Source organism: Chlorogloeopsis fritschii PCC 6912, assembly GCF_000317285.1.
GTDB lineage: Bacteria > Cyanobacteriota > Cyanobacteriia > Cyanobacteriales > Nostocaceae > Chlorogloeopsis > Chlorogloeopsis fritschii.
In genome coordinates, this window is record NZ_AJLN01000034.1 from 1 (window position 1) to 25949 (window position 25949).

Genomic DNA, 25949 nt, shown 5'->3' on the forward strand with positions numbered 1-25949 from the left:
AATAACCAACTCCAAACCAGGACGCAGTTCGATTTCCCGCCAGTAGCCCTGCCCTATTAGCTTTGGGAAATTGTACATCACATCCAACTTATCATCGGGATCTGGATGTTGGGAACTGTCTACCGTCTCCTCATACAGTAACTCGTAGAAGGTTGGGCTGGAGATGGAGATAGTCATAGTTAATATTGCTGAAAGGAAAGTAAAATTTATATCAAAAAATTTAAGTAGTAAAGCTAATCCCAAGTTAATTTTACCTGGGAATAAATGAGAAATATTTTTAATATTATCGCATATTTTGTTTGGAAATAAAAAGACGCTTTAGTGCTTGAGTGAGAGTTTCATAACTCATAACTTGCACCAAGATCAACAAGAGCCAGAGGCTCTTGTTCTTGTTACCAGCTTGCACCTAGTAACAAGGGTGGTGATCTGCTGCCTGGTGGCTGTTGCAAACAAGGGTTTTGAGTCTTTGTCTCCAGGTTGTTGGAGCTGGTGCAAGACGTCCATGTGATTAAACCACACAACGAGAGAATGAAAAATAACGTAAATTTTATACTTTTTCTGATTTAGCTAATCTCTTGCTCAATAGCATTCGAGTTTAATTTAAGCTGCATCAGCGCGTTGAATACTTATCATAGTGAGTATAAATTTTTCTGGAAAATGAAAATATTTTTTTTTAAATTCTACGATTTTAGCAAAAACTGTACAGAGTAATTGAAAAGCTTGCTTAGACTTACCTATACACTGTGTTGCCTGGTGTAATCTTCAATTTATTAAGAACTTATGCAAATTTGTCTTATACGTTGCGATCGCTCAAAAATAAATTGCTAAACTTCTTTGATTGAAAAACAGGTTATAACAGTGGCTAATACTGTAAATCCATAATTTACGAGTATATTGTTCTAGATTTGAGGTGTCAAAAGCGCAAAAAAAATGATAATTTATCTGAAATTTTATCTAATTATTTAGTATGAAAAACGACATTGGAATAGAACAATTACGCCGCTATCAAGAGTATGGGGAATCTATCCTGCAAAGCTTAGAACTAGTGTCACAGAATCCACCTCCCCAAGAAAGTTGGATTCCCGCTAGTATTAATGAAAACATTCACTATCTGCGACAGTCAGCCCGCAGGGTAGTAGAACTTGCCTCCTCACCCGTGAAAATTGGGATCATGGGAGAATTTAGCAGTGGCAAAACTTTGCTACTTGGCAGTTTAATTGGCTATGCCGATGCTTTGCCAGTGAGTGAAACTCCGACTACAGGTAACGTTACGGCGATTCACCTGCGTCAACAACCAAACTTACAGACGACGCAAATTAGTAAGTTTACGGTGGAGTATTTATCCCATGAAGGGGTGAAAGAGTGTCTGCGCTTTATGCTCAAGGAAGCCGAAGTACGAGCAAAAGCAGCAGATATACCTTCAATAGAAATTGCGTCTCTGCAAAATTTGCACCCGACAACGGCTGTGGATAGTAACGGTATCCTGAAATGGTGTGAGCAAGTCTGGAATCAAACGCAAAGTTTAGAATTACGCTCATTACTACGAGAACTAGTTGGATTTGTGCGTACTTATAGCGCCTACGGTAAAGAAATTTGTGGTAAAAGCTATCAGATTGACCATACTACAGCTAAGAAAGGGCTGAGACTAGCTGAACCACCCATGAATATTTTAGAACTCAACTTTGCACAACTACCGCCCCCTCCCATACCTTGGGAAAGTTTTACCCAGCCCACAGCTATAGATTTGCAGAAGAGTTTTTCTTTGATTCGGCGGATTGATGTCACGGTTGAGGTAGCAAAGCAAGTCTGGGATTTATCTGGGTTGCAAGGAACAAATGAGTTTGTACTTTTAGACTTTCCGGGATTGGGTTCTGCGGATTCTGGCGTGCGAGATGCTTTTTTATCGTTGCGAGAACTAGCAGATGTACAAACTATCTTGTTACTACTCAATGGCAGATATCCCGGTGGAGCGATCGCTTCTAAAATTCGTACTATGCTGGAACGAGATAAGGGACAAGATTTAAGAGATAGAATTATTGTTGGTGTTGGACGTTTCAATCAACTGCCTCTGACTTTAAGTGACGAACGAGCGATTGATGAACTTGTAGATGAGCCGTTACTTTCAGAAGAAGCAGTCTTAGAACGATTAGGCATTCTTCAACTTACCATTGCCAGTGCCAGCAACTTAACAACAGAGAAAAAAAATATTGTTCTGTTATCGCAACTTTACGGGTTAACGAAACTTGCCGAACTATCTTCACTGGTGCAAGTTTCCTCCCCAGAATTTTTACCCGAACTAGATCTGCCCAACAAATTTCAGGAAATAGAACTGCGAGAGAAATGGGAGCAATTAAGTAAAATGCTTCCTACTTCTAGCACCTTGCACAAACAACTTAGCGACTATGTTGAAGATGGGGGCATGAGTCGGTTGCGATCACTACTCAGAGATCATGTCGCCCAGCATGGCATGAAACAACTTGTGGAAGATACCAAAAGGGCTGTGGAGGCTTTACGCAAACAACAGAATTACCTCAAAACCCTCTTAGAAGAAATTCCATCATACATTCCTGTTCAAGAAAACCCTGCTTTTCTCAACTTACGAGAAACAATTGAAAATTTAGTCACTATCTACAGACAATTTCAAGCAGATTTAGAAAGACAGCCCATTTTAAACAACCGCAACGGCATAGCTGTGAGCGATGTGGTTAAAGACGAACTAACTAGTAAAATATTCTTTGATTGGAGTGAGTGGACATTACTCTTTGATAGAACCAAAAATGGCACGATCGCCCTCAGCAAAAGTGAAAGTTTTTTTGACGACGAAGAGATAGAAGACTCCATCCCCACCAAAAGCGACGATTTTTATCCGGCATTTGTGCAAACAGTTCAGGAAATGCAAGTTTTTGCCCACGAGCGCACAAAAGAGGCAGTCACAGATCTGTTTAGCAAATTGTCATTAGAAGTGGCGAGCGATCGCACCACAGTTAATGCAATGATACTGCCAGAGATGGAACAGTATATTCAGGAAAACTTTGGTAAAAACCAACTCCGCCTCTTTCGCAACCTTTTGCGGGCAATTGAGCCAGCCAATAAATGGCAAAAATTGATTATCGAACACAGCGGGCTAGCAGGCAGTACAGTTTCCATTAACGCCGATGCCTTATTTCCCCTAGCACGCAAAGATGACAGACATCCAAACGGTCAAATTTTTGATTGGAGTCCTGAGAAAAAATCTCCAGTTCCCCCTAGACCATTTAATCATCAAATTGCTGTTTTGCGATTGCGCGATGAAATTACAGCCACTGCTAGCTTACACCTCGTGCAATACGTGAGTCAGTTAACGAAACAGGTCAAACAATCCTTTTCGAGAGCGCTGAAGGAAATTGTAGACAGTCTCCAAGAACTGTTGAAATCCAAACACGAACCTTTACTGCGATATATTGCCGCCGCTGAAGAACGTAACTCAGGCTCTACCCCTACTTGGCTAAAGACACTCTCTCAAGTTGCGACTATTTCTGATCCAGGGGAAGTTTAATCTTTGTGTCTTTGTAATTAAAAAATAAACCACAAAGAACACAAAGTACGCAAAGAATAATTAAGAGAAGCAGTTATTTTGTATTTCTTCTTCGTGTCCTTTGTGCACTTTGTGGTAGCCTGCGGCAAGCCGAAGAAGGCGCGTCTACGTTAAATAAATTTAGGACTGTAATTAGAATTTGAGGCTAATTTAAAATGCCCGTCAAAATTGAACTTTTTAATCGCTATCAACTGCGTACTCATCAAAACGATCCATCACTGTTGCTGTTGCCAGCAATTGAAATCAAACCAATTCCCAGTCTCAACTTACCCTATATCTCTCGAATTAATATCTCTGTAAGTGGTTTGCCAAAAGACTTGGCGGCACAGATGCAAACAGCATATAAAAGTGTAGACTTTGGTACTAATAGACTATTAAAACTTTCTACACCCCAAAGATTGCGGCAAAGTGATTGTCGTTGGAACCAACCTTTACCACCAGGTGTTAACTGCACTTTACAGGTAACTGTAGACTATTTTGACTCAGACGAAATGGATCAACCAAATTTGTCTAGCAGCAAACGTACTCTTGCGGAATGTAATATCTGGACTTATCCAATTAAAGATTATTCCATTAAAGAACCACTAATGACTTTTACAGAGTTTACAGATTCAGTCTTAAACCCACTTAAAAGTACAGCATCTCCACCACCGCCAGAAACGGAATTAGCACCAGAAAATAAAAAGTCAGAAATCACCTATCCCGGCTGGTTTGCCATTGATTTTGGTACTTCCAACTCTACAGTTACGCTTTACGATCCCAAAGTGATTGTTACGCCCCATAGTCTGCCTGGCGAACAAGAATTAAAGTTACGCGATCGCCTCTCGGCATGGATAACTCAGCGCCCTGTCGATGATGTGCCTGGTGTGACTCGCGAGGCTTGGGTGCAGGAGTGGCAAAGATTTTTGGCAGAAGTAAGTAAAAATTTGCAAGATAATACTGTAAATTTACGTAATTTACACGGCGAGAATTTTTTAGAAGCAATCCGGCAGATAGAAATTGCCCTCAGCAAGCGTCTGCCTTGGTTTCGTCGTGCCGCCAGCAGGCGTTTAAACCAAATTTATCACGAAGTTTTTCGCGTTCCCGCTCTAGAGTGGCAAAGTTTAATACCAGTAGAATTGGATAAAACTCGCCGTTTGAGTGAAATTCCGAGTGAGTTAGAAGTTATTAGTCTCGAACCAACTTTACCAACAGACGATCCAGCCAAAGTTAAAGTTAGCTTGGGCGAACAAGCAAAACAGCATCGACTCGATACTATCAGACTAGGAGAGGAAATTGGCGGTAGGTTCTTGCATTCACCGAAGCGCTATTTTGGGCAAGAACGTTCTTTTCCAATTACTCTCAATGGCAAAGAAGATAATGTTCCTGTGAATAAGCTCCTGCAAGCAGCTTATGCCCAATTGATGAATTTAACAGAAGAATACCGCCAGCGATCGCTCAAATGTTCCCAAGGTAAATTTTATCGAGCGGTTGTAACTTATCCAACAATAGCTTCGCCATTTGTGCGCCGAGAAATCGAGCAATTGGTAAAACAATTAGATATTGAAGATGTGCAGATGGCTTACGATGAAGCTGTCTCGGTGGCGATATTCTTTTTGTGGCGAGAATTTGGCGGTGACTTGAACTTGGGAATTGAGTCTTTTAAAACTCGCTGCCGACAAGATGGAGACAGATGGTGGCAAAATGTCTTGGTGTTAGATATTGGCGGTGGAACTACTGACTTGGCACTGATTCGCCTTGCCTTAGAAGAAATCAACCCCTTCGAGCCTGGTGAAGATAGAGGTGATGGCGGACGCTACTATAAACTTACGCCAAAACTGTTAGGTTCTTCTGGTCATTTGCAGTTGGGTGGCGAGTTGATTACACTGCGATTGTTTCTGTTGTTGAAGGCAGCGATCGCCGATTGTTTGTTGAGTGCAATTGCAGAAGATATTTTGCCCAAAGATGTATTAAAAGTACAGCCAGAAGAATTGAGCGATCGCTTTCTTGAGAACGGTAAATTTCAAAAAGGTTCGCTGTTAGCTTGTGTAGATAACGAAATCCGCGAAGGAGAAGCTTACAAAGAAGCTTTAAATGATGCGGAAAAAGTTTTGCCCACCCGTTGGAAGAACGCACCATCTCGCGCCCAAACTTTTTACAGTTTGTGGGAATATGCTGAAGCTGCCAAAATTACACTCGGACAAAAACACAATACATCAGATGCATCGGTATTTATCCTAGATGGGCAAAAAATTTCAGAACTGCTGGCACAACATGACATTTACTTGCCCAGCAGTGCAATTGATAGCCTCAGCGTCACACTCACAGTCGAACAATTTGAAAAAGCAGTGGCACCCGTTGTACGTGAAGCCATCGGTATTGCCCAAGGATTAATCGAAAATGCCTTAAAAAACCAATCAGAAACAGTAGATTGGTTAATTCTCTCTGGCAAAACTTGCAATTTAGAATTAGTTGAACGCGAACTTTACCGAGTATTTAGCAAGTCTGATTATTTTGTTTGGAACGAAGAACGCGTTACCTTTGAACCCGAATATACTAAGTTAGCAACCTCAGCAGGAGCTTGTTTTGCTGAAAAACTCCGACAATTAAGTTTCGCTCCCCAACAAGCCAAGGAATTGCTACGTAAAGGAGCCAACCAATTATATATAGATGTCAAAAACCTATTTTATTTTCTTCCTTGCTCCTTTGTACGAGAAGTAATTGGCGGTAGCCCCGATCCAATTTTTCATGCCGGGCAAGAACTATATCAACTCCAAGCCGAAGATGCGATGGCAAAGTTTCGCAGTCGCTGGTTGGGAATGCAATTAACTAATAACATCAGACGTCAAGACTTTGAGAATATGAAACTCCAGCTTTGGGGTAGCTACAACGGTGATGCCTTAATGAAAAAGCTAGGCATAAATGAGGAAGATTTTAAGAACTCCATTCAAGTTCAGTTTGAAATTAATCAAAAATTAGACATAGACTTATTACTTTGTCGGGGTAATCCTTATTACCTCATTTCTAGAAATATTCCTTACCTCGATGCCGCAAAAGCTATTGGTGTACCAGCATTGATTTCCAGTGATGGTAGGGTAATATGCGATATTGCAGTTAATGTTGCCGAATCTGCCAGCGCCCTCAAAACCGATGCTCACACTTTAGTATTTGCTGCCGAAACAGATTATGGTAAAGATTTGCGAGTTTTTCGCAATAGCGATGGCGGCATACAACAAAGCATGGGTTTAATTGCAGAGTTGCCTCCATTTCCTGCCAGTGGCAAACATAGTTTTTACTTCCAATTTCGCAACCCAGAATCGAATAAATGGGAATTAATTGGCGAATTACCACAACCAGAAGTCAAAACCGAATATCCTTGCAAATATTATGCCTCTGTTAACGAGCAAGGTTTATTACGAGTTCATGCCTTTGAAGTACCTTATTGGACATCACTAAATCCTGAATGCCTCAAACAAGAAGGTTGTGTTTTTCGAGACTCATTGCAAGCACAATCAAATAATGTTGAGACAGAACGCGATCCGTTTTGTGGATTGCATTGATTGCACAGTTGCACCATTCCCGTAAGCGATCGCTATAGTGAAAGCTGATTTGTTGGTGCGATCGCACGATTGCACATCATGCACATCAACTTTCTACCAGCGATCGCCAAAACAACAACTTATCTGCTGAATGCCTGTCTGCGAGCAAACAAGCTCAAAAGCAAAGCAGTTCCGAAACCCCAAGCACCATTGACTAATAAACCTGTCACCATTCCTGCTGGTTGCCAACCCCCTGCTAGAGGTTGACTTTTGAGGGGTGCAACGACAAACCAGGCAACTAGTGTCGGTGCTAAAGCACCAAAAAGTAAAGCTGCTATCCAGTAATTTTTCCGGCGAAAACTAGGTGCAATAGCTGCCCAAACTAAACCCCAAACTCCACCCCACAAAGCACTAGAAAAGACTTGCGGGATACCAAAAGGAGCTGTCGGTGTCATTGGATAGGGAGAACGGGACGTAAAATTTATTGTATGTAGCAGTGCCAGCATTCCCTGGTGAAATACCAGCACGGAAATTACACCTGCAATAAACGCCAAGATAAATCGAGATAAGACTATTCTTTGAGTCATTGTTTAGATCATCTCTATTCTCCTGTTGGTTAAAGTTTAGCGAACTCCTGAGACTTTGGATCATGAACTAGTCGCGGCGAAGGTGAAGGGTAATTTGTTTTGTGCGATCGCTTGTTACATCTGGTATGAATTGCATAGATTGCGAAGTTTTTGCTTGATGCGATCGCGCACTGAATCGGGTGACACCACTACGCAATCTGGCGCATACTGCATAACTTCGCGGATAAACCAAAAGGTACTCGAAACGCCTCTAATAACTCGCCGCACACGTTGTTTTTCTGGTATCCATTCACTTGTCTTGTCTTCTGGTTTGGCTTGGTAAGCAAAAGCTAAGTTGCCTAATAGGTGCATTTCTACATCCATTTCATCCAATCGCGATCGCCACTTACCAGAAATAGGCATGATAGCCGCATCCTGTATGCGATCTAAACGCAAATTCCAGTTATGATGGAGTTCTTCCACGTCGAAATTTCCTTCTGTCTCTTCACACCAGCAATCAAGATATTGACGCTTTTCGTGCGGTGATACTTTGGCATAGCGAACCGTAAAATTCCATATACGCCCGGTAGCATCTTGATAGGAAAGCTGAAAAGGTTGCTCTCGTTTGATATAACGATCAATATCCAAACGCCAAGCTGGGGGTGAGTTCTCCAAAAAACGTTCTATTTCACCTCGCAGTGGTAATGATAATTCGCTGCGTTCTAAGAGCAAGTTTGCAATAATTTGAGCTTGTTCAATTTGTCCGATGTCTGTCAAAGCAGAGATACATCGATGTAATGCTCTTATCCTTGCTTCTGACCAATTATTATTATGACCGAGTATGAACTGACGACGAGCGATCGCTTCTACAAGCTTAGAGATATTCGGGCGATCGCCCCACATCATACCGAATTCAAGAGCGATCGCTTCTAGTTCGGCTTTGTCGCGTTCTGATATCGAGAGTGTAATTGATTGACCTTTTCGACTCATTTTTACACGGACACTTTTATATTGATATATCTTGTCAACCCCTATTTTGCGTGCCAATATAGTTTTTAACAACTAATTACGGACACTATTTCAGCAAAGCAAACAAATCGCATCATTAATGCGAGAAATTAACGAAAGATTTTTACATTCATATAAAAAACTGTAACCATTGGTTGCAGAAATTAGACTAGTCGTATTTAGCACATAAATAAAAACTGCCACCAATGGTGGCAGAAATTCTTTTAACTCTCCATCCAGGAGCATCGTTGAGTATATGTCCGAAAATTACAGCATATATCTGAAACCCGTCTATTCAGAAACTGTAGCTACCCCTAAAGGAGTGAAATTACCGAATAATTGGTCGCTTTCTTGGCATCAAAGAGAAACTTTAGAGGCGTTTCGCGATCCAAGTATTGATGTAGTGTTCAACACCGCCATGACTGGCGATGGTAAAAGTTTGGCTGCATTTCTTGGGGCAATGACAGATGGTGTATCCACGATGGCAACTTACCCAACTAACGAGTTAGCCAGAGATCAGGAAAAGCAAGTACAAAAATATAAGGACGAATTCCAACCAGACAAAAACCCACAGATTTATCGGCTGAATGCAGCTATTCTGGAAGATTTTATCGAAACTAACCAACTGCCAAGTAAACAATCTGGATTAACTAATCTTTCTAACCAAGCAGAAATTTTGTTGACTAATCCCGATATTTTCTACTATATCCACGATTTTCGCTATCTGAGGCGGTTTAAAAAAGACGGTAAAACAAAAGGAGAAAATGCTAATAAACTATTCAGTAAAATAGATGATAATTACAATTTATTTATATTTGATGAATTTCATGTATTTTCTTCTGCTCAAGTTGCTAGTATCTTCAATGCAATCTTATTAATTAAGAATACTGTTCCAGGTAAAAAATTTCTGTTTTTATCTGCAACGCCAGATGAGTTATTAATAAAATTTTTTGAAAAATCTGGTATTAGATATAAAGAAATTAATCCTGCCAAAGAACAGAAATACTGTTTTTCAGAAAGTGGTAATCAATGGCGGCAAATTAGTCAGCCGATCGCGTTATTTTTTCCGCAATCACTAGAACCTAATCTTGCATCTAGTTATGATTGGCTAATAAAAAATTCTGAATCAGTAATTTTAAAGTTTTTTCAAGACTATCCAGGTAGTAAAGGTGCAATTATTCTCAATTCAATAGCTGCGGTTAAGAAACTAGCCCAGCATTTTAAGGAGATTTTTGAGCCTTTAGGATTAAAGGTTCGAGAAAATACAGGTTTAACAGGTGAGACTGAAAAAGCTGCATCAGTGGTAGAAGCAGACTTACTTTTAGGAACATCCACTATTGATGTTGGCGTAGATTTTAGAATAAATTTTTTGGTATTTGAAGGTACAGACTCAGGTAATTTTATTCAACGCTTTGGTAGGATAGGTAGACATAAAGATTTTCACCCTCATCCTTATCATGCTTATGCTTTAATTCCTAAGTTTATTGTGCAAAGATTATTTGAAATTGATTCGCACCCTTTGCAAGACGGTGAAATTTATGACCGAGTAACCTTTACACAAGCCATTCGTTCTCCTGCAATTTACCCATTTGTAAATCAATTTAACCAATATCCAAAACGCTGGGGTGCTATTCAATCAGCTTGTGTTCATCAGGAATTAAGACGGCTGAATCATCAATATCCCGATGCTGAAAAAAACTTCAAAGAGGCTATTGAAGCAGCACTTGATGTCAACATTTGGCACAAGTATCATCAAATAAATCAATGTTTAGAAGAAAAGAAAAAAAAAGTTATTGATGAAGCACGGAGTTTTCGGGGAAGCAGCCAGTTAGATTGTGCAATTTACGATGAGACAAATCTAGAAGAACCAGACAATGAACGTTTTAAAACTTATAACTTACCGGGTATTCTCAGCAACTTTAAGTTTGAATGGATGGATAGAAAGGAATTTATACAGCAAGCTGAGAAATCTAAAGTTACAACCACTCGCTTTCAGGAAGCTTTATGTTGTTTGAAATTGATCGGCTACCGGGAAGTAAGAGAAGACTGGCGATTTTACTACCCCGAAGATATCAGCGACATTGCTAAATCTGGTAAAGTCCAGGTTCTAAAAGGTTTAGAAATTCGCCAACCCCACGGTAGCGGGATTAATAGAATCAACGATGCTGTGTCAGGTAGGGGTTTAGTCTGCTTTATTTCAGATTGCGATCGCGCTTACCTAAGAGCCAAGTTAGGTTTACCTATCCACTTTCAAGCATACTCTCTAGTAGATAAACATAGCAGCGATGAGAAAAAGTCACCACCGTACACCATAGCCTTTAGTAAATCTGCACTGATGTTGGAAACCTTACTTTGGTTTCGCAAGCCGAAAAAAGATGAAGGCTGGATTTGTTAGAAAGTTGTGGAGAAAGGGTTTTGCCCGAAATCAGAAGGTATCACCAGGAAGGAAATATCTGTACGAGTCAAACTAAAGCGGGGAGTGGCAAAAAAATTACATCGTGACTATATTGATGGTTTAGAAATCTCCCCTACAGGAACTATTATCCACAACGGCGAAGATTTTGATAAACCAAGTCCCCTAGCAGCAAAGTTTAATGGTGGTGCAGCTAATGGTTGGAAGTACATTGAAGTAAAGAAAGACAACCAATGGATTCGTTTAGAAGAATTACGACAGATTTGGAGAAGCAGCAATGACCAAAACCGATTTACTTACCCGAATTTCCATTGACCCAAATATTTGTTTCGGTAAACCCTGTATCAAAGGTCATCGTATATCGGTTGCTTTAATTCTCGACCTTCTTGCAGGTGGAGAAACAATTGAGACAATTTTGGAAGAATATCCAGGCTTGGAACGAGAAGATATTCTCGCTTGTATTGCATATGGTGCAGAAATGGCAAGAGATAACTATGTAGAAATCCCTATTGGAGTGCAAAAGGAAACAAAAAAGTGAATATTAAACTTGATGAGAATATGGGTAGTTTGCGAGTAGCTACCTTATTGAGACTTGCAGGACATGATGTTGCAACAGTAAGAGAACAAGGTTTAGTTTCTACCTCTGATGAGGAATTAATTGATATCTGTCGGAGTGAAGCTAGATGTCTAGTAACTACAGATAGAGGGTTTGGAAATCGTCTTAAATATCAACCTTCTAAATATAGAGGAATTATAGTGGTTCGTTTACCACCCAGCCCTGTTTTTGAAGATTATCGTGCAGTTACAGAAACTCTAATTGCTGGACTTGAAGCAGCAGATGTAACTGGAAAACTATGGATTGTTAGACAAGGCAATATTCAAGAATACCAAGATATTGAAGTGAAGGACGAAGACAAATGAATGATGAAAATAACTTTGACAAATATCCAGAAATTCCAGACCTAGATAACTATGATGATGAAGAAAATAAAGATACTCCTGTTCAGAAAGAACTTTTAACTATTAGCCTCTTCAAAAAAGCAATTAAAGAAGTACAAGAAAATAAGGAAGATTCCATACTTCTTAGTTTTGCTGATAATATATTACCTCAACTAATTCATAAATTAGTAGGAGCAACGGCTAAGGGTGGTCAATTTACAGAAGACCGTAGAGCCGAAGGTAAAAATGTTGAACGTAGTAAGCATGACCAATCCTTATTATCTCACCTGCTTAATGGATTATTTCCTACATACCGAATTATTAAGAAATTAAAGTCAGCAGAATTAGAAACTAATCCTGTCAAGCGTCAATGTGGAGAAAAAGAAACTCGTTTATTTGTAGCTGCGTATATTCTACATGACTTTGAAAAATTTCCTGACTATCCGATTTGGCTAGAAGATAATGACACGAATGGTGTGTTTACAAATCGTGATTGGCGTAAAAATCCTGCAAAAAAATCAGATGCGCCCAATTTAAGACGCGGCTATGTTAAACAAAAAATTCAAGATTTTAGTTTAGATAGTTTTTTGGGTGAGGATTGGGAAAATTATATAGATGATATTGTTTGGTTGAGTAGCAATGCTGGTGATGGAAGTGATGCTGATCGAGGTTTAGAAATTCGTGGTTTACAACCGCGTTTAGATGGTCGAGTGCGGAATATTCTGCACAGATTATTGAAAATGTCTGATTTATTTGCTTCATTAATAAAACATCCTCGTGATGTAGAAAGTGATGGCAGAAATGAGAAACTACCTGAGTTATTAAACGATTTAAGCAATGGGCAATTAAAGTTTACCTACCATGCTTTATCAGATAATCGTGGCGTTCTTACAAATATTATTAATAATGCTTTGATGGATGTACATCCTCAGCAATACTACACACAGTTATTATATTTGCCGGATGGTGTAGTATACCTTGCCAGTAGCGATGCGCCTGCAATTAATACTGGTGATATTGCCAACCAGGTTGTAGAGAAAATTTATCAGTTATGTAAGGGACAAATCGAATCAAGGCTTATAGGTGTTAATAGAGATGATATGAAAAGGAGAATTAAATTAGCTCCCTATATCAGCTTATTATTTACGCCACAAGAAATAGTTGCAAGAATAGCACCAAAAGCTGTTTTTAAATGGAGTCAAAAACTTGATAATCTTGGGGAGACTCTAGTAGACAAGCAAAATAGAAGCCAAGCTCCTAAATCGGTGAATTTTGAGAACTTAGTATTTGATGGCAAAGTTGATAGGCTAGGAAAACTTCTAGCATTAATATCATCTATTGCAATTGATAAAGATGGGAATTTAGCCTCAGAAGTTCTCGAACATCTTGGTTTAAGTCATTTAATTGAAGATTTTGGAGCATTTTCTGATTCTGGTGGCACTATATATCGCTATTTTTACATAGCTAGTCGTTTTTATGAAACAAAACTTGGCATTTCTCCTGATGAAGAACGTTATTTAATAGAAGAATTAGCTCAATCTTTATCAGAAAAACTAAATTTGAGACTTCAACCAGATACAAATGACAATTGGCGTGATTTACGCACTTACGTAAATCAAGTTATTTCCTTACCAATAGGTGCAATTGTTAAACCAAAACCAGAGCAATTTTTAATGGAAATCAATAGATATAATGCTGCTAAAAATACTGGTAGAGGTAGGGAGAATGTTTGTTCTATTTCCAGCTCTTCTTATACTGTAACTGAACAAAAAGAAACAGCAACTTTATTTGCTCCTCAGGTTTACAGTAACCGTCAAATCTTGTTCAATACTCAAGCAGCAAAACGACAGATATGCTCAATTTGGTCAATAGAAATTATGTTGCGACAAATTATGATGAGTAAGACAGATGAGACTGGTGGAGATTTTGAGAACCGAAAATTTAGATACCTCTATCTATATCCTGCTTATTTCTTCACTCCTGAAACTAACAAGTTTATACATAAGGCTTACAATTATATCTCTCAATCTCGATTTGATTCAGAACTACGCAAACACTTTATTTCTAAAGAGCAAGTTGCAAACTTAGAAATCGAAAACTATCAAAGAGTCGATGATTTATTAATTAAACAGGATATTTCATCTCAAAACGATCGTACTTTTAAAATGAATTATCCAGAAGATGGAACTCTGACATTCTTCTTTATTGGTATACCACCAGAAGTCAGATATGACAATGGTAAAGCTAAAGTTGTAGAAATAGAATCGTGGGTAATGCCAGCTTGGTTAGCATTAGCATTACCGCTTGTTATGGATGTGAAAGTTGTAGCGTCAGAATCACCCATACCACCTTTTATTAGTGGCGCTGATTTTGAAGAAACAACTGTAATTGATGGTGAACATCAAGCAATTCGTTCTCTTATTAAACAAGATAATTATCGCTTAGATAGTATCTTACCTCGGCAATCAAGAGCGTTTTCACCTTTAAATGCTCTCACTGCTGCTTACTCCATCCACTTAGAAGCAAACCGCAAAAAAGATGGCGATCCAGATTGGGGAAAATTAGCAGATTTAGCACGGGATTTAGAAACCAGTCCTCTTTATGTATTTCATTACCTCAATAAATGGCTGCGAAAACAAGACAAAATCGATTCTGTGTCTATTGCAAAAGTTCGCCTATACTTAGATTTTTACTACTATTTTGAACCAGAAGGAGAAAACGTGAATCAACTGCGTAAGTTAACAGAACTCTACCGTCGTTTTTATCGAGCAAAAAGACAATATGCAAAAGCAAATGCAATTCTCAAACCAATTGATGAAGCTGCTGATGTCATTTTGAAAATTGATAAAGCTGTAGCTAGTGATGCTGATGCTTTAACAGATGTAGTGGCGGCTCGTTTAGCAAAGCTGATGAATAATGTACGGCGTAGAGCTGCTGAAGGAAAACCCACACTAACTTTAGTAGATGGTAAGTGGAAACCTGCTTTAACTTCAGAAGAAGAACGTCAAGCAGTCTATGAATTTTCTAGATATTTTGTCAAGGAAATTTTTGAGGGAAGTTTCAAAGGCGATTGCGCACGTTTAGCAGGTACTCAACTCAACCTAATTCGAGATACCTGTGAGTATCTTTATCGCCTTGCAGATGATGAAGAACGTAAAGCACGTCCACAAGATGAGCCTGATGAAATTCCTGAATTAGAGATTGAAGTAACAGTCTAAGTTATTCTCTTTTTTCAACAATCATAAATAGGAGTAATTAAATCATGAAATTTCTGAACACCATCGATTCTAAGTTTTTTCACGAAGCAATCCCCGCTAAACCAATGGGCAAATATGTTCATTTCATCACTATTCGCGTGACAGAATCTTACCCTTTATTTCAGACAGATGGTGAACTCAATAAAGCAAGAGTGCGTGCTGGTATTGAACACAAAGAACCGATTAGTCGCTTGGCAATGTTTAAGCGCAAGCAGTCAACTCCAGAACGTTTGACAGGAAGAGAACTGCTACGTAATTATAAAATTGGTGAATGGGAAAATTGCGACTACAATGTAGATTTCAGCAAAACTACGCCTGATTGTATTCTTTACGGTTTTGCTATAGGTGATTCTGGTTCTGAGAAATCAAAAGTAGTTGTAGACACAGCCTACTCTATTACACCATTTGATGATTCTCACCTCAGCTTTACCCTCAATGCACCCTTTGAAAATGGCACAATGAGCCGCCAAGGGGAAGTAACTAGCCGTATTAATAGTCAAGACCATATTCTACCTCAAGTCTTTTTCCCCAGCATTGTGACGCTGAAAGATCCGACTGAAGCAGGATTTCTCTATGTTTTCAATAATATTCTCAGGACACGCCATTATGGAGCGCAGACTACCCGTACTGGTAGGGTACGTAATGAGTTAATAGGAGTAATTTTTGCTGACGGTGAGATTGTCAGTAATCTACTTTGGACACAAAAAATATATGACGTAATGCAGGAGAAAAAACAAATTAATCCTCCCGATCCGCTTAATGAAAACGATGTTTTAGAGGCTGCTACACAAGCAATTACTACTCTCATGTCTCAAGAGTGTATTTCCCATACTGATTTTGTTGGTGCATCCTTCACACAACTTTTGAATGAAGTGAAATCCATCACCAGTGATGAAAATCGATTACAAGCACTGTTGAATCAAGCAAATACAGAATCAACGGCTTATGCTCAGACATGGGTTCTTAAGTCAGGTAAAAAAGAAGCTAAGAAAGATGCCAAAGGTAGTAAGAAAGCTAGTGCTGCAATGGAGTAGGCAATATGGTGCTAATTTACCGCTGTCAATTAGAACTACATGACAGCCTCTATTACGCAACTCGTGAAATAGGGCGATTGTATGAAACAGAACCAATAATTCACAATTATGCCCTCTGTTATGCACTAGGATTAGTTGATAGTGAAAAATATTCCACAACTGTCCCTGAAGAACATTCCTATCGCTACTTTTGCCCTGAACAAGTTCCTAAATATGAAGAACATTTAACGCGGCTTAATCAACAGGCTATTTACGTTACTCCGGCGCGATCGCTTAATCATTCTGCCATTCTCAATACCTGGAAGTATGCCAACAACAACTATCACGTTGAGATGGAGAAAACCCAAAAGAATATTCCTAGCTTTGGTAGAGCAAAAGAAATTGCGCCGGAAAGTCAATTTGAATTTTTTGTGATTGCTCAAAAGCAACTTAAACTACCAAAATGGATTCGATTGGGAAAATGGATGAGCAAAGCTGAAGTGACGGTTGAACAATTGCCATCACCTAAAATCCAAGAAAATGTATTTACTTGTCATCATCCCTTAAATCCTTTGGATGTGATATTTACCAATCGGGTTATAAGTTACGACGTGGTAAATATGCCTCCAGTTAGCCTCATCCAAAATGTAAAAATGCAAGGAAAATACTACCAATTTGATAGTATTAAAGACTTGAAAATTCCAGCGCAAATGGAATATCGTTTTCGCAGTTAATCACTATCAGGCGATCGCTCCTCCCACACCCCCGTGAAACAATACCAACTACAACCCAACGCCTTCCCCAGCAATTACCTCAACGACTTATGGGGAGAAATCCAGGCTTGTCCTTACTTTACTATCAACAACCTCAACCGCGATTTTGTTGGCACTAAGGGATTTTCTGTAGTGTTTGTGCGATCGCATCTTCCACAAGTAGTACAGCAGTTTCCCTACTTCAAGCCTTATCTAGACTTGGCTCTCCAGGCAAATTGTAATGCTTTTTACCTCAATCCTTTACTGCTTAAAGAAGGCTCCCGCGTTGATCCGCATATTGATCGCTCTTTGCGATCATACTGCAAAACCATTGAACCGCCTGCTGTAGTTAGTGTTCTCTATGTTCGCGTACCACCAGATATGGAGGGAGGAGAACTAGTACTGCGATCGCACAAACGTCAATTGGGGCAAATTAAGCCTCAAGTGAATACTTTACTGCACTTTCAGGGTGATTTAACCCATTCTGTCAACGCTGTCAAAACCCCAGGAAATCGTCTGAGCTTGGTTTGTGAACAGTATAGTTTGAGCGAAGCTGAACTTGCGGAAATACCAGAATTTACTGTCGAATCAAGAGTTGCTCAGTATGCAACAAAAAAACGCAAGTAATACCAATTCGCAATTCGCAATTAAGAAATTCAGATTGTATCTAGGTTTCAAGATTTGAATCTGTTGCCGAATTTTAGAGAATTGGTATAAGTTTTTAACTTTTGACTTTTAACTTTTGACTTTTAAAATATGCCCCATAGCCTCATCCTCAACCTCACTCCCCAATCTCCCATCTACCCTGAATTTCTCAGTGGCAGACATTTCCACGCCCTTTTTCTCACCCTCGTTAGTTCTGTCGATCCAACTTTGGGAGATTACCTGCACTCTTCAAAAGCCGATAAAGCATTCACCCTTTCGCCTTTGCAAGTATTGAGGGAACAGGATAGGAAAAAAATTCAGACATTGCAATGGGAACATCAAAAACCTATCCTCGCAGGTACTTCCTGCTGGTGGCGCATCTCCCTACTCGATGACACTTTGTTTAGCAAGCTAACTTCACTGTGGCTAAATCTCAACCCTAAGCACCCTTGGCATTTGGGTTCGGCAAATTTATACATTACTAGCATTCAAGGTACGCCGCAATCAACGCAACCTTGGGCAAATGCTTGTACTTACGCTCAATTATATGAGCAAGCATCCCAGAGCGATCGCACTCTTAACTTGGCCTTTGCTACCCCAGTAGCCTTTCGTCAAGGTGGATACGATACTGCTCTTCCCAGCAAAGAATGTGTTTTCAACAGTCTTCTTAGCCGTTGGAATAAATATAGTGGGATTGAATTTACCAACATTTCTTTTGAATCAATTTATCCCAGCTTTTTTAACATTAATACAGAAATTATTAGCAACTATGACAGTAAATTTATAGGTTGCGTGGGTGAAATTAGCTATCGAATTTTAGGTGATGTTGAACCGCTAGTAATTAAGCAAATTAATGCTTTAGCTGACTTTGCTTTGTATGCAGGAGTGGGACGGAAAACAACAATGGGTATGGGAATGGTGAGGAGAGGATAGGGGACAGGGGACAGGGGACAGGGGATAGGGAACAGGGGATAGGGAACAGGGGATAGGGAACAGGGGATAGGGGACAGGGGATAGGGAACAGGGGATAGGGAACAGGGGATAGGGGACAGGGGACAGGGGATAGGTTAGAGGTAATAGATAGAAGGGAATACTACTTGTATAGCAATCTTAAATTATTTGTGAAACTGTTCACAAACAGAAAACAGGAAACATTTTGATGGCTATAACCTATCCAATTCTCATCTACTTTATATATGAAAATTGAATCACATCGAGATTTAATTGTGTGGCAAAAAGCAATGGATATGGTAGTTAAAATCTATCAAATAACTACCTTATTTCCACACACATAAACTTATCGATTAACTTCACAAATTACGAAAGCAGCAGCATCAGTACTAGCAAATATTGCAGAAGGACACGCACGAGGAACAAATAAGGACTATGCCTACTTTTTGGCTATAGCGAAAGGTTCACTTATGGAGACAGAAACTTTTTTAATGCTGGCTGTGAGATTAAATTATGTAACTCAACCACAAGCAGAATTAACTTTATCTCTCATCACACAAATCAGCAAAATGCTTACTTCACTCCGTAATAAAATCTTAAGTACACAATGAAAAATCAAAACCCAATAAATTCAATCTCTTCTGTCCCCTGTCACCTGTTCCCTGTAACCTTAGCTGACTACATTCCCATTGCAGCATTAAACCAATATGCCTATTGCCCGCACCGCTGCTGGCGAATGTTTTGTGCAGGAGAATTTATTGATAACCAATACACAATTGAAGGTACAAGTTTACACGATCGCGTCCATACAGTTGGAGAAGGAAATCGAGAAGAAACCTGGCAAATAAGGGCAATTTGGTTGAAGTCTGAACAATATAAACTTATCGGTAAAGCGGATTTAATCGAAGCCGAAAAGGGCGAATGGTATCCAGTCGAATATAAACGGGGACGTAAAGGCGAATGGGATAACGATGAACTACAAGTCTGCGCTCAAGCGTTGTGTTTGGAAGAAATGACAGGGCAAAGTGTTAGCAGTGGCTATATCTACTACGCACACTCGCACCAACGCCAGTTAGTAGAACTTACTGATGAACTGCGTCAAAGTGCGATCGCTACCATTGAAGCCGTTCAAACACTGCTATTTACAGGTGCAATGCCAAAACCTGTCAAAAGCAAACGCTGTGATGGATGCAGTCTTTACTCATCATGTTTGCCCCAAGCTGCTGAGAAACTAGGGCGCTATCAAGAAGCCAGCTAATTTGAAATTTTGATAACTGATAACTGATTTTGTTGCAATTATGGGCACAGTTTACATTACTCAAGAAGATGCTTTTATCGGCAAAGTTGATGAACGTCTCAACGTCAAATTTGATAAAAAGACAATTTTAGACGTACCGTTAATTAAAGTAGATGGTGTTGTAGTTTTAGGACGTGCTACGATTTCACCTGCGACAATTTCTGAACTACTTGAGCGCCACATCCCTCTGACTTTTCTCACAGAAAATGGTCGTTATTTGGGACGATTAGAACCAGAAGTAACCAAAAACATTTTTGTACGTAAGGCACAATGGCAAGCAGCTGGTGAGTCAGCCCAAGCTATTCACGTAGTTCAAGCATTTGTACGCGGTAAACTGAAAAACTATCGAAACAGCCTTATCCGCCGTCAGCGTGAATGTCCAGATTTAGATTTATCAGAAAATGTCACGCGCATAGAACAAGCAATTGCACCCATTGACACAACTCAAAGTATTAATTCGCTTCGCGGTTTAGAAGGTGCGGGTAGTGCAGCTTATTTTGGCTGCTTCAACCAACTCATTCGAGCTAAAGAATTTACTTTTAACAGCCGTATCCGCCGCCCACCAACCGATCCAGTTAATTCCTTACTCAGCTTTGGCTATTCCTTATTGCGGCATGACGTTCAAGGTGCTATTAATATTGTCGGCTTTGATCCATATTTAGGATACTTGCACTGCGATCGCTACGGTAGACCATCACTAGCATTGGATGTGATGGAAGAGTTTCGTCCTCTCGTAGTAGATGCAGTGGTTTTATCTGTACTAAATAAGGGGCTTTTGACACCTACAGATTTTGTAACAGAACCATTGAGCGGTGCTGTTTCCCTGACTCCAGAAGGGCGAAAAACATTTTTGCGCTTGTACGCACAGAAAAAGCAATCTGAGTTCAAGCATCCAGTAATGGGACGCAAATGTACTTACCAAGAAGCTTTTGAACTGCAAGCGCGGCTACTGGCGAAATACTTGATGGGGGAAACCGAGAAATATCCGCCTTTGGTTTTGAAGTAGAAGGCAGGAGGCAGAGGAGCCAGCGCCGTGGGCGGGTTCCCCGACTTGGGGCGACTGGCGTGGCAGAAGGCAGAAGGGATAAATAGGGACTAGGGAACAGGAGACAGGGAACAGAGAAGGGAAACTGATAACTGATAACTGACACCCAATACCCAATCAAGTTATTTCCACAGTGATGTAGTGAAGGTGAAAAATATTAATGAATGTTGTTGTGTCTTATGATATTTCAGAAGACAAGCGCCGTACAAAAATCCACAAAGTTCTCAAGTCGTATGGGCAGTGGGTGCAGTATAGCGTCTTTGAGTGCCAGCTTACCGATACTCAATATGCAAAATTGCGATCGCGCCTCAACAAGTTAATTAAACCTGATACTGATAGTATTCGCTTTTACTTTATGTGCGCCTGCTGTTTTGGTAAGGTTGAACGTATCGGTGGTGAACAACCCCGCGATGATAGTATTTTCTTTGCTGAATGCGCGGATGGGTAGGTGTTGAAAAATCAGTTCAGGGAAAAATAGCTGAATTTCTTACTGCACAAAGTTTTAGAGGAATATTTACTGACCAGCCATCCGCGCTCCTTGCCTAGACTAGGTTTCAGCCATTTACACCCTACTCAATCCAAAATTCTTATGCTATGATTTCTCCATCCGCGCAAATGAACCTTGAAAACCTAATATTGATTGACTTTCGGGCTACCGCTGTTGAAATTTCAATTAATCCCTATTAGGGATTGAAACCTTTGGCATCCAGGTATATCGCATAATAGCCTGTAAGGTTGAAATTTCAATTAATCCCTATTAGGGATTGAAACATCCCAAACGTACCAGTTATCGGACATCGTTTTATGTTGAAATTTCAATTAATCCCTATTAGGGATTGAAACATAGTTCCAACTGCCATAGTAGTAGCTGCAATACCGTTGAAATTTCAATTAATCCCTATTAGGGATTGAAACTACGAGCGCAGTTGCGAGCCTTGATGAAGGCGAACGTTGAAATTTCAATTAATCCCTATTAGGGATTGAAACACAATGATAGGCTGGCAAGCTTTTGAAGAAGTTGAAATTTCAATTAATCCCTATTAGGGATTGAAACCCGATCTATAAATATTAAGTCAGCGTTGGTACCATAGTTGAAATTTCAATTAATCCCTATTAGGGATTGAAACGCGGATTTAATTGAGCATCGGGCGCTTTGGGGAACGTTGAAATTTCAATTAATCCCTATTAGGGATTGAAACGCAAGATGTAAGCGCCAAGCGCTTCGTTGAAGGTAAAAAGTTGAAATTTCAATTAATCCCTATTAGGGATTGAAACGCTTTATCAGCTTTACCGTCAGCCTTGGTAGCGATGTTGAAATTTCAATTAATCCCTATTAGGGATTGAAACAAAACTAAAAGCACTGCAACAGTAAGAAACGAACGTTGAAATTTCAATTAATCCCTATTAGGGATTGAAACGGGTACTGGGTGAAATTTAATCAAGCCTTTCGCTTCAGTTGAAATTTCAATTAATCCCTATTAGGGATTGAAACAAGTGAAGCAGCGAAATTCATCACCTCATTTTTGAGGTTGAAATTTCAATTAATCCCTATTAGGGATTGAAACAACTGAATTGGATAGCTGCTATCGGCACTGCCAGCCAATTGAGTTGAAATTTCAATTAATCCCTATTAGGGATTGAAACTTTTGTATCTCCAGTGGAAGCACCGCCATTGATGGGTTGAAATTTCAATTAATCCCTATTAGGGATTGAAACACCCAAGAGTGGTGGATAGAGGCGAACCATTCTCGTTGAAATTTCAATTAATCCCTATTAGAGATTAAAACACATTCTATTTCCTACACTCAAATACACATGACTTACACTCCACCCAAAATACTAACTTTCCAAGAATTTATTGCCCAATATGGTGACAATACACGTTATGAACTAATTGACGGAGAACTCAGAGACATGGAACCTACAGGCCCTCATGAAGCTGTAGCTGGTAGTATTGCAGGTAGAATCTATGTCGAAATTTTTAGTTCTAATTTCAATTGGCTAATTCCAAAAACTTGCCTGCTCAAACCGCCGGCTGCGGAAGCCACAGCGTTGCGCCCTGATGTCATTGTTTTAGATCAAGCAGAACTTAGTAAAGAACCACTCTGGCAAAAAGAACCTATTATATGTAACGGCAGTACAATCAAGCTTGTTGCTGAAGTTGTGAGTACAAATTGGCAAGATGATTACGCAAGAAAGGTGGAAGAATACGCTTTTCTTAACATTCCAGAATATTGGATTGTAGACTTGCGTGGTTTGGATAGTTTGCAATTTATTGGCAATCCAAAACAACCTACCATTACTATCTGTCAGTTAGTTAACGGACAGTACCAGCAGCAACAATATCGTTTAAAAAATACTATTCGCTCTTATCTTTTGCCAAATTTACAGCTTAAACTTGAAGATATTATGCCTATTTGAAAACAGGACAAATAACGCTAGTGTGAAGAATGGTTACGACACTATTTTAAGATTTTAAGGCCGTCACCCCAGGTAGCCAGGTAGTGGACTGATACAGCTAAATTGGTACATTAGAAAAATCTTGTGGGGTGGGCTTCTAGCCCGCCCGTGCGGACAAGATGTCCGCACCACAAAACAATTTATTGCATCATTTTAGTCTAGCCACGCTACTACTTAACTTCCTTCCTGCCTCTTGCCATCTGCCTTCTTAAATCCTAAGTAAACAACACTGCCGAACCCTCAATTTTGCCACTACGCAGAGCATCTAAAGCCTCATTAGCTTCACTTAACCCAAAGAGATTTACCTCTGTACGAATGGGAACTTGAGGTGCTAATGTTAAAAATTCTTCTCCATCTTGGCGAGTCAAGTTAGCAACAGAGCGCAACACCCTTTCTTCCCATAAAATTTCATAGGGAAAAGAGGGAATGTCGCTCATGTGAATGCCAGCACAAACCACCACCCCACCTTTAGCAACCGCACGCAACGCCGCAGGTACTAATTTCCCAACTGGTGCAAAAATAATCGCCGCATCCAATGGTTCTGGGGGCAGTTCGTCAGAATCACCTGCCCAATTTGCACCTAAATGACGGGCAAATTCTTGTCCTTGAGTGTCGCCAGAACGGGTGAAGGCAAAGACTTGACGCCCTTGATAACGCGCTAGTTGAATTAAAATGTGGGCAGATGAACCAAAGCCATAAAAGCCAATTTTTTCAGTATCACCAGTCATTCTGTAGGCGCGATAGCCAATCAATCCACCACACAACAAGGGTGCAGCCTGCATATCAGGATAACCTGCTGGAATTTCAAAGCAATAGCGATAGTCAGCAACGGTGTACTCTGCATAGCCGCCATCGAGGTGATAACCTGTAAACTCGGCATAGTCGCAAAGGTTCTCACGATGAGAAAGACAGTAGCGGCAGCGATCGCAAGTATGACCTAACCAAGGAACACCAACGCGTTTTCCTACGTTAAAATTTTTTACTCGTTCCCCCACTGCCTCTACAGTACCTACAATTTGATGTCCAAGTATTAAAGGTAGTTTTGGATGTGTCAGTTCTCCATCTACAATATGCAAATCTGTACGACACACAGCACAAGCATGAATGCGAATCAACACCTGCTCTGGATTGGGTTTTGGTACAGGCAAATCAACTAGCCGCAGGGGTTGACGCGGTGCTTCTAAAAGCATTGCACGCATAAGCAATTATTACTCGTCCATTTCTTTTAATGTAGCTAATGCAGAAGGTGACAACCGACTGAGATAGCGGAAAATCCAATATTTAAATATAGTGTCTAAAATCACAGGAAATGTAGCGATAAATAAAAATATTGCTTCTCTATTTGCTGGTAATCCAAGATGTTCTGCCAATCCTTCTAAAATAATCTCCCAGCCGTGGGGCGAGTGAAATCCTACAAATATATCTGTAAATAAAATAATTAAGAAAGCTTTAGCACTATCGCTCAGACCGTAGATAATTTCATCTATAAATGATTTAACAACTTCAATGGATTCTTTGTTAGTAACTACTACTAATGCAAAAGCAATTAGTGAGAGAATATCAGCAAAAATATTACTGATGGCAATATTACTTTTTTCCCAATATGCTTGTGCTATATCATTAGCTTTACGCTGAAGTTTTTCTTCTATAACTTGTGGAGATAGAGGGGGAGATTTGCGAATTATCTGTTCAAATTTCAGTTTTCCCTCAAAAAATTTCAACTCTCGCAGAGCTTCTTCTTCCATCTCCGAATTCAGAAAAATTTTAGGTGTAGTTTCACTTCTGAGCTGCTTGACAACAGGAATAAACAAAAATTGCTTAGAAAATTCCTGAGTTAAAAGCGGTACAATCACAAGCATGAGTAAAAATCTCAAGGCAATTCTGCTTCGATTGCTAGAAAATTGAAAATTTTTAATAAATTGCTCTTCTGCCTGTGGAGAAAAATCAGCTGTAATTCTATTAATAGTTCTACCAATTGACCTTGGTATAAGTCCTGTTTTCTGAGAAACTGGTGGAACTTTCATTTTTTCTAAATTGTTTAAATCTAACTGAGGATTTGTTTCGTCGTTGTTTTTCATTGATAGCTGTGAATAAACTGATTTTAGTTTCTAATGTATACTTAGCTATAGTCTCATCATAAACTTTAGCTGCTTGATAAAAGGAAGATTAGATCTGACCAATATTAAACGGCTTAAAGATGATTTATAAAGTAAACCTTAAACTGTAGGAGAGCTAGTGCAGTGGTGAGCCAGCATTCTCGTTACCAGGTTGAACCTGGTAACGAGGGTTTGGAGGCTTCGCCTCCGGGCTTTTGCATAGGCGTACAAGATATCAAGTTAAGAACTTTGGGAAAATACTGGGCAGTGATAAAGGTAACAGCACTTTTAAAACACATAGAAACCCGACTTTTTTAAGAAGTCGAGAATGTTGTTTTTAAACTATGGATACAGTTTTTTTAAGGTGGGCATTGCTGAGATTTGGCTCAAAACCTAATTTTGACTTACGGGCAAT

Annotated in this window: 19 protein-coding genes, 1 pseudogene and 1 CRISPR repeat array; of the genes and pseudogenes, 16 read left to right on the plus strand and 4 right to left on the minus strand. The window is 39.7% G+C overall.

Features of this window, described 5'->3' with window-relative positions; all coding sequences use genetic code 11:
* The first annotated feature begins 967 nt into the window (after positions 1–967).
* A complete protein-coding gene (locus UYC_RS0101890) occupies positions 968–3535 on the plus strand; it encodes a dynamin family protein (protein ID WP_016872940.1) in 2568 nt (855 codons plus the stop codon).
* A gap of 194 nt (positions 3536–3729) precedes the next feature.
* Complete coding sequence (locus UYC_RS0101895) at positions 3730–7113, plus strand: Hsp70 family protein (RefSeq protein ID WP_016872941.1); 3384 nt, start codon at positions 3730–3732, stop codon at positions 7111–7113.
* Positions 7114–7232: 119 nt separating this feature from the next.
* Here the strand turns inward: UYC_RS0101895 and UYC_RS0101900 are convergent, their stop codons facing one another.
* Entirely contained in the window at positions 7233–7679 is a 447-nt protein-coding gene (locus tag UYC_RS0101900; protein WP_016872942.1) for a hypothetical protein, read from the minus strand.
* Positions 7680–7793: 114 nt separating this feature from the next.
* Positions 7794–8648 (minus strand): helix-turn-helix transcriptional regulator, encoded by an 855-nt coding sequence (locus tag UYC_RS0101905; RefSeq protein ID WP_016872943.1) that lies wholly within the window; start codon positions 8646–8648, stop codon positions 7794–7796.
* A 274-nt stretch (positions 8649–8922) separates the two neighbouring features.
* Between UYC_RS0101905 and cas3 the strand changes: the two genes are divergently transcribed.
* The 14 genes and pseudogenes from cas3 (at position 8923) to UYC_RS0101980 (ending at position 23399) form a co-directional block, all read left to right on the plus strand.
* Complete coding sequence (gene cas3, locus UYC_RS0101915; RefSeq protein WP_016872945.1) at positions 8923–11061, plus strand: type I-D CRISPR-associated helicase Cas3'; 2139 nt, start codon at positions 8923–8925, stop codon at positions 11059–11061.
* A 6-nt stretch (positions 11062–11067) separates the two neighbouring features.
* A complete protein-coding gene (locus UYC_RS0101920; RefSeq protein ID WP_235181599.1) occupies positions 11068–11394 on the plus strand; it encodes a hypothetical protein in 327 nt (108 codons plus the stop codon).
* Positions 11357–11617 (plus strand): DUF433 domain-containing protein, encoded by a 261-nt coding sequence (locus UYC_RS0101925; protein WP_016872947.1) that lies wholly within the window; start codon positions 11357–11359, stop codon positions 11615–11617. The genes UYC_RS0101920 and UYC_RS0101925 overlap by 38 nt, the downstream gene beginning before the upstream one ends.
* A complete protein-coding gene (locus UYC_RS0101930) occupies positions 11614–12000 on the plus strand; it encodes a DUF5615 family PIN-like protein (protein ID WP_016879221.1) in 387 nt (128 codons plus the stop codon). Before UYC_RS0101925 ends, UYC_RS0101930 begins: the two co-directional genes overlap by 4 nt.
* The gene (gene cas10d, locus UYC_RS0101935; RefSeq protein ID WP_016872949.1) at positions 11997–15236 is read left to right on the plus strand and encodes a type I-D CRISPR-associated protein Cas10d/Csc3; all 3240 of its coding nucleotides are present in this window, start codon (positions 11997–11999) and stop codon (positions 15234–15236) included. Before UYC_RS0101930 ends, cas10d begins: the two co-directional genes overlap by 4 nt.
* A 44-nt stretch (positions 15237–15280) precedes the next feature.
* Positions 15281–16309, plus strand: a complete 1029-nt coding sequence (gene cas7d / locus UYC_RS0101940; RefSeq protein ID WP_016872950.1) for a type I-D CRISPR-associated protein Cas7/Csc2 — start codon at positions 15281–15283, stop codon at positions 16307–16309.
* Between the two features lie 5 nt (positions 16310–16314).
* Complete coding sequence (gene cas5d, locus UYC_RS0101945) at positions 16315–17022, plus strand: type I-D CRISPR-associated protein Cas5/Csc1 (protein ID WP_016872951.1); 708 nt, start codon at positions 16315–16317, stop codon at positions 17020–17022.
* A 33-nt stretch (positions 17023–17055) separates the two neighbouring features.
* Complete coding sequence (locus UYC_RS0101950; protein ID WP_016872952.1) at positions 17056–17667, plus strand: 2OG-Fe(II) oxygenase; 612 nt, start codon at positions 17056–17058, stop codon at positions 17665–17667.
* Between the two features lie 129 nt (positions 17668–17796).
* Positions 17797–18618 carry a CRISPR-associated endoribonuclease Cas6 gene (cas6, locus tag UYC_RS0101955; RefSeq protein ID WP_016872953.1) on the plus strand — a complete coding sequence of 274 codons (822 nt, stop codon included), beginning with the start codon at positions 17797–17799 and terminating at the stop codon, positions 18616–18618.
* A gap of 377 nt (positions 18619–18995) precedes the next feature.
* A pseudogene (locus tag UYC_RS36250) lies at positions 18996–19247 on the plus strand (four helix bundle protein); the annotation flags it as partial.
* Positions 19244–19894: a CRISPR-associated protein Cas4 gene (gene cas4 / locus UYC_RS0101965; protein WP_016872955.1), complete on the plus strand. Its 651-nt coding sequence runs from the start codon at positions 19244–19246 to the stop codon at positions 19892–19894. The pseudogene UYC_RS36250 and the gene cas4, both read left to right, overlap by 4 nt.
* Before the next feature lie 40 nt (positions 19895–19934).
* A complete protein-coding gene (gene cas1d, locus UYC_RS0101970) occupies positions 19935–20939 on the plus strand; it encodes a type I-D CRISPR-associated endonuclease Cas1d (RefSeq protein ID WP_016872956.1) in 1005 nt (334 codons plus the stop codon).
* Positions 20940–21138: 199 nt separating this feature from the next.
* Positions 21139–21426 (plus strand): CRISPR-associated endonuclease Cas2, encoded by a 288-nt coding sequence (gene cas2, locus UYC_RS0101975; RefSeq protein WP_016872957.1) that lies wholly within the window; start codon positions 21139–21141, stop codon positions 21424–21426.
* Positions 21427–21638: 212 nt separating this feature from the next.
* Positions 21639–22765: a CRISPR direct-repeat array (repeat unit 37 nt; unit sequence GTTGAAATTTCAATTAATCCCTATTAGGGATTGAAAC).
* 28 nt (positions 22766–22793) lie between these two features.
* A complete protein-coding gene (locus UYC_RS0101980; RefSeq protein ID WP_016872958.1) occupies positions 22794–23399 on the plus strand; it encodes a Uma2 family endonuclease in 606 nt (201 codons plus the stop codon).
* 254 nt (positions 23400–23653) lie between these two features.
* Here UYC_RS0101980 and UYC_RS0101985 read toward each other — a convergent pair whose 3' ends face one another.
* Both UYC_RS0101985 and UYC_RS35240 read right to left on the minus strand, forming a co-directional pair.
* Positions 23654–24637: a zinc-dependent alcohol dehydrogenase family protein gene (locus UYC_RS0101985; protein ID WP_016872959.1), complete on the minus strand. Its 984-nt coding sequence runs from the start codon at positions 24635–24637 to the stop codon at positions 23654–23656.
* A 9-nt stretch (positions 24638–24646) separates the two neighbouring features.
* Positions 24647–25516: a hypothetical protein gene (locus tag UYC_RS35240; RefSeq protein WP_016872960.1), complete on the minus strand. Its 870-nt coding sequence runs from the start codon at positions 25514–25516 to the stop codon at positions 24647–24649.
* Between the last annotated feature and the right edge of the window lie 433 nt (positions 25517–25949).

Coding starts and splice junctions, on each gene's coding strand:
- cas6 (WP_016872953.1), top strand. CDS start 17,797: ATGCCCCATAGCCTCATCCTCAACCTCACTCCCCAATCTCCCATCTAC.
- cas2 (WP_016872957.1), top strand. CDS start 21,139: ATGAATGTTGTTGTGTCTTATGATATTTCAGAAGACAAGCGCCGTACA.
- UYC_RS0101925 (WP_016872947.1), top strand. CDS start 11,357: ATGACCAAAACCGATTTACTTACCCGAATTTCCATTGACCCAAATATT.
- UYC_RS35240 (WP_016872960.1), bottom strand. CDS start 25,516: ATGAAAAACAACGACGAAACAAATCCTCAGTTAGATTTAAACAATTTA.
- UYC_RS0101980 (WP_016872958.1), top strand. CDS start 22,794: ATGACTTACACTCCACCCAAAATACTAACTTTCCAAGAATTTATTGCC.
- cas4 (WP_016872955.1), top strand. CDS start 19,244: ATGAAAAATCAAAACCCAATAAATTCAATCTCTTCTGTCCCCTGTCAC.
- UYC_RS0101890 (WP_016872940.1), top strand. CDS start 968: ATGAAAAACGACATTGGAATAGAACAATTACGCCGCTATCAAGAGTAT.
- UYC_RS0101895 (WP_016872941.1), top strand. CDS start 3,730: ATGCCCGTCAAAATTGAACTTTTTAATCGCTATCAACTGCGTACTCAT.
- cas5d (WP_016872951.1), top strand. CDS start 16,315: ATGGTGCTAATTTACCGCTGTCAATTAGAACTACATGACAGCCTCTAT.
- cas10d (WP_016872949.1), top strand. CDS start 11,997: ATGAATGATGAAAATAACTTTGACAAATATCCAGAAATTCCAGACCTA.
- cas7d (WP_016872950.1), top strand. CDS start 15,281: ATGAAATTTCTGAACACCATCGATTCTAAGTTTTTTCACGAAGCAATC.
- cas3 (WP_016872945.1), top strand. CDS start 8,923: ATGTCCGAAAATTACAGCATATATCTGAAACCCGTCTATTCAGAAACT.
- UYC_RS0101900 (WP_016872942.1), bottom strand. CDS start 7,679: ATGACTCAAAGAATAGTCTTATCTCGATTTATCTTGGCGTTTATTGCA.
- UYC_RS0101985 (WP_016872959.1), bottom strand. CDS start 24,637: ATGCGTGCAATGCTTTTAGAAGCACCGCGTCAACCCCTGCGGCTAGTT.
- cas1d (WP_016872956.1), top strand. CDS start 19,935: ATGGGCACAGTTTACATTACTCAAGAAGATGCTTTTATCGGCAAAGTT.
- UYC_RS0101905 (WP_016872943.1), bottom strand. CDS start 8,648: ATGAGTCGAAAAGGTCAATCAATTACACTCTCGATATCAGAACGCGAC.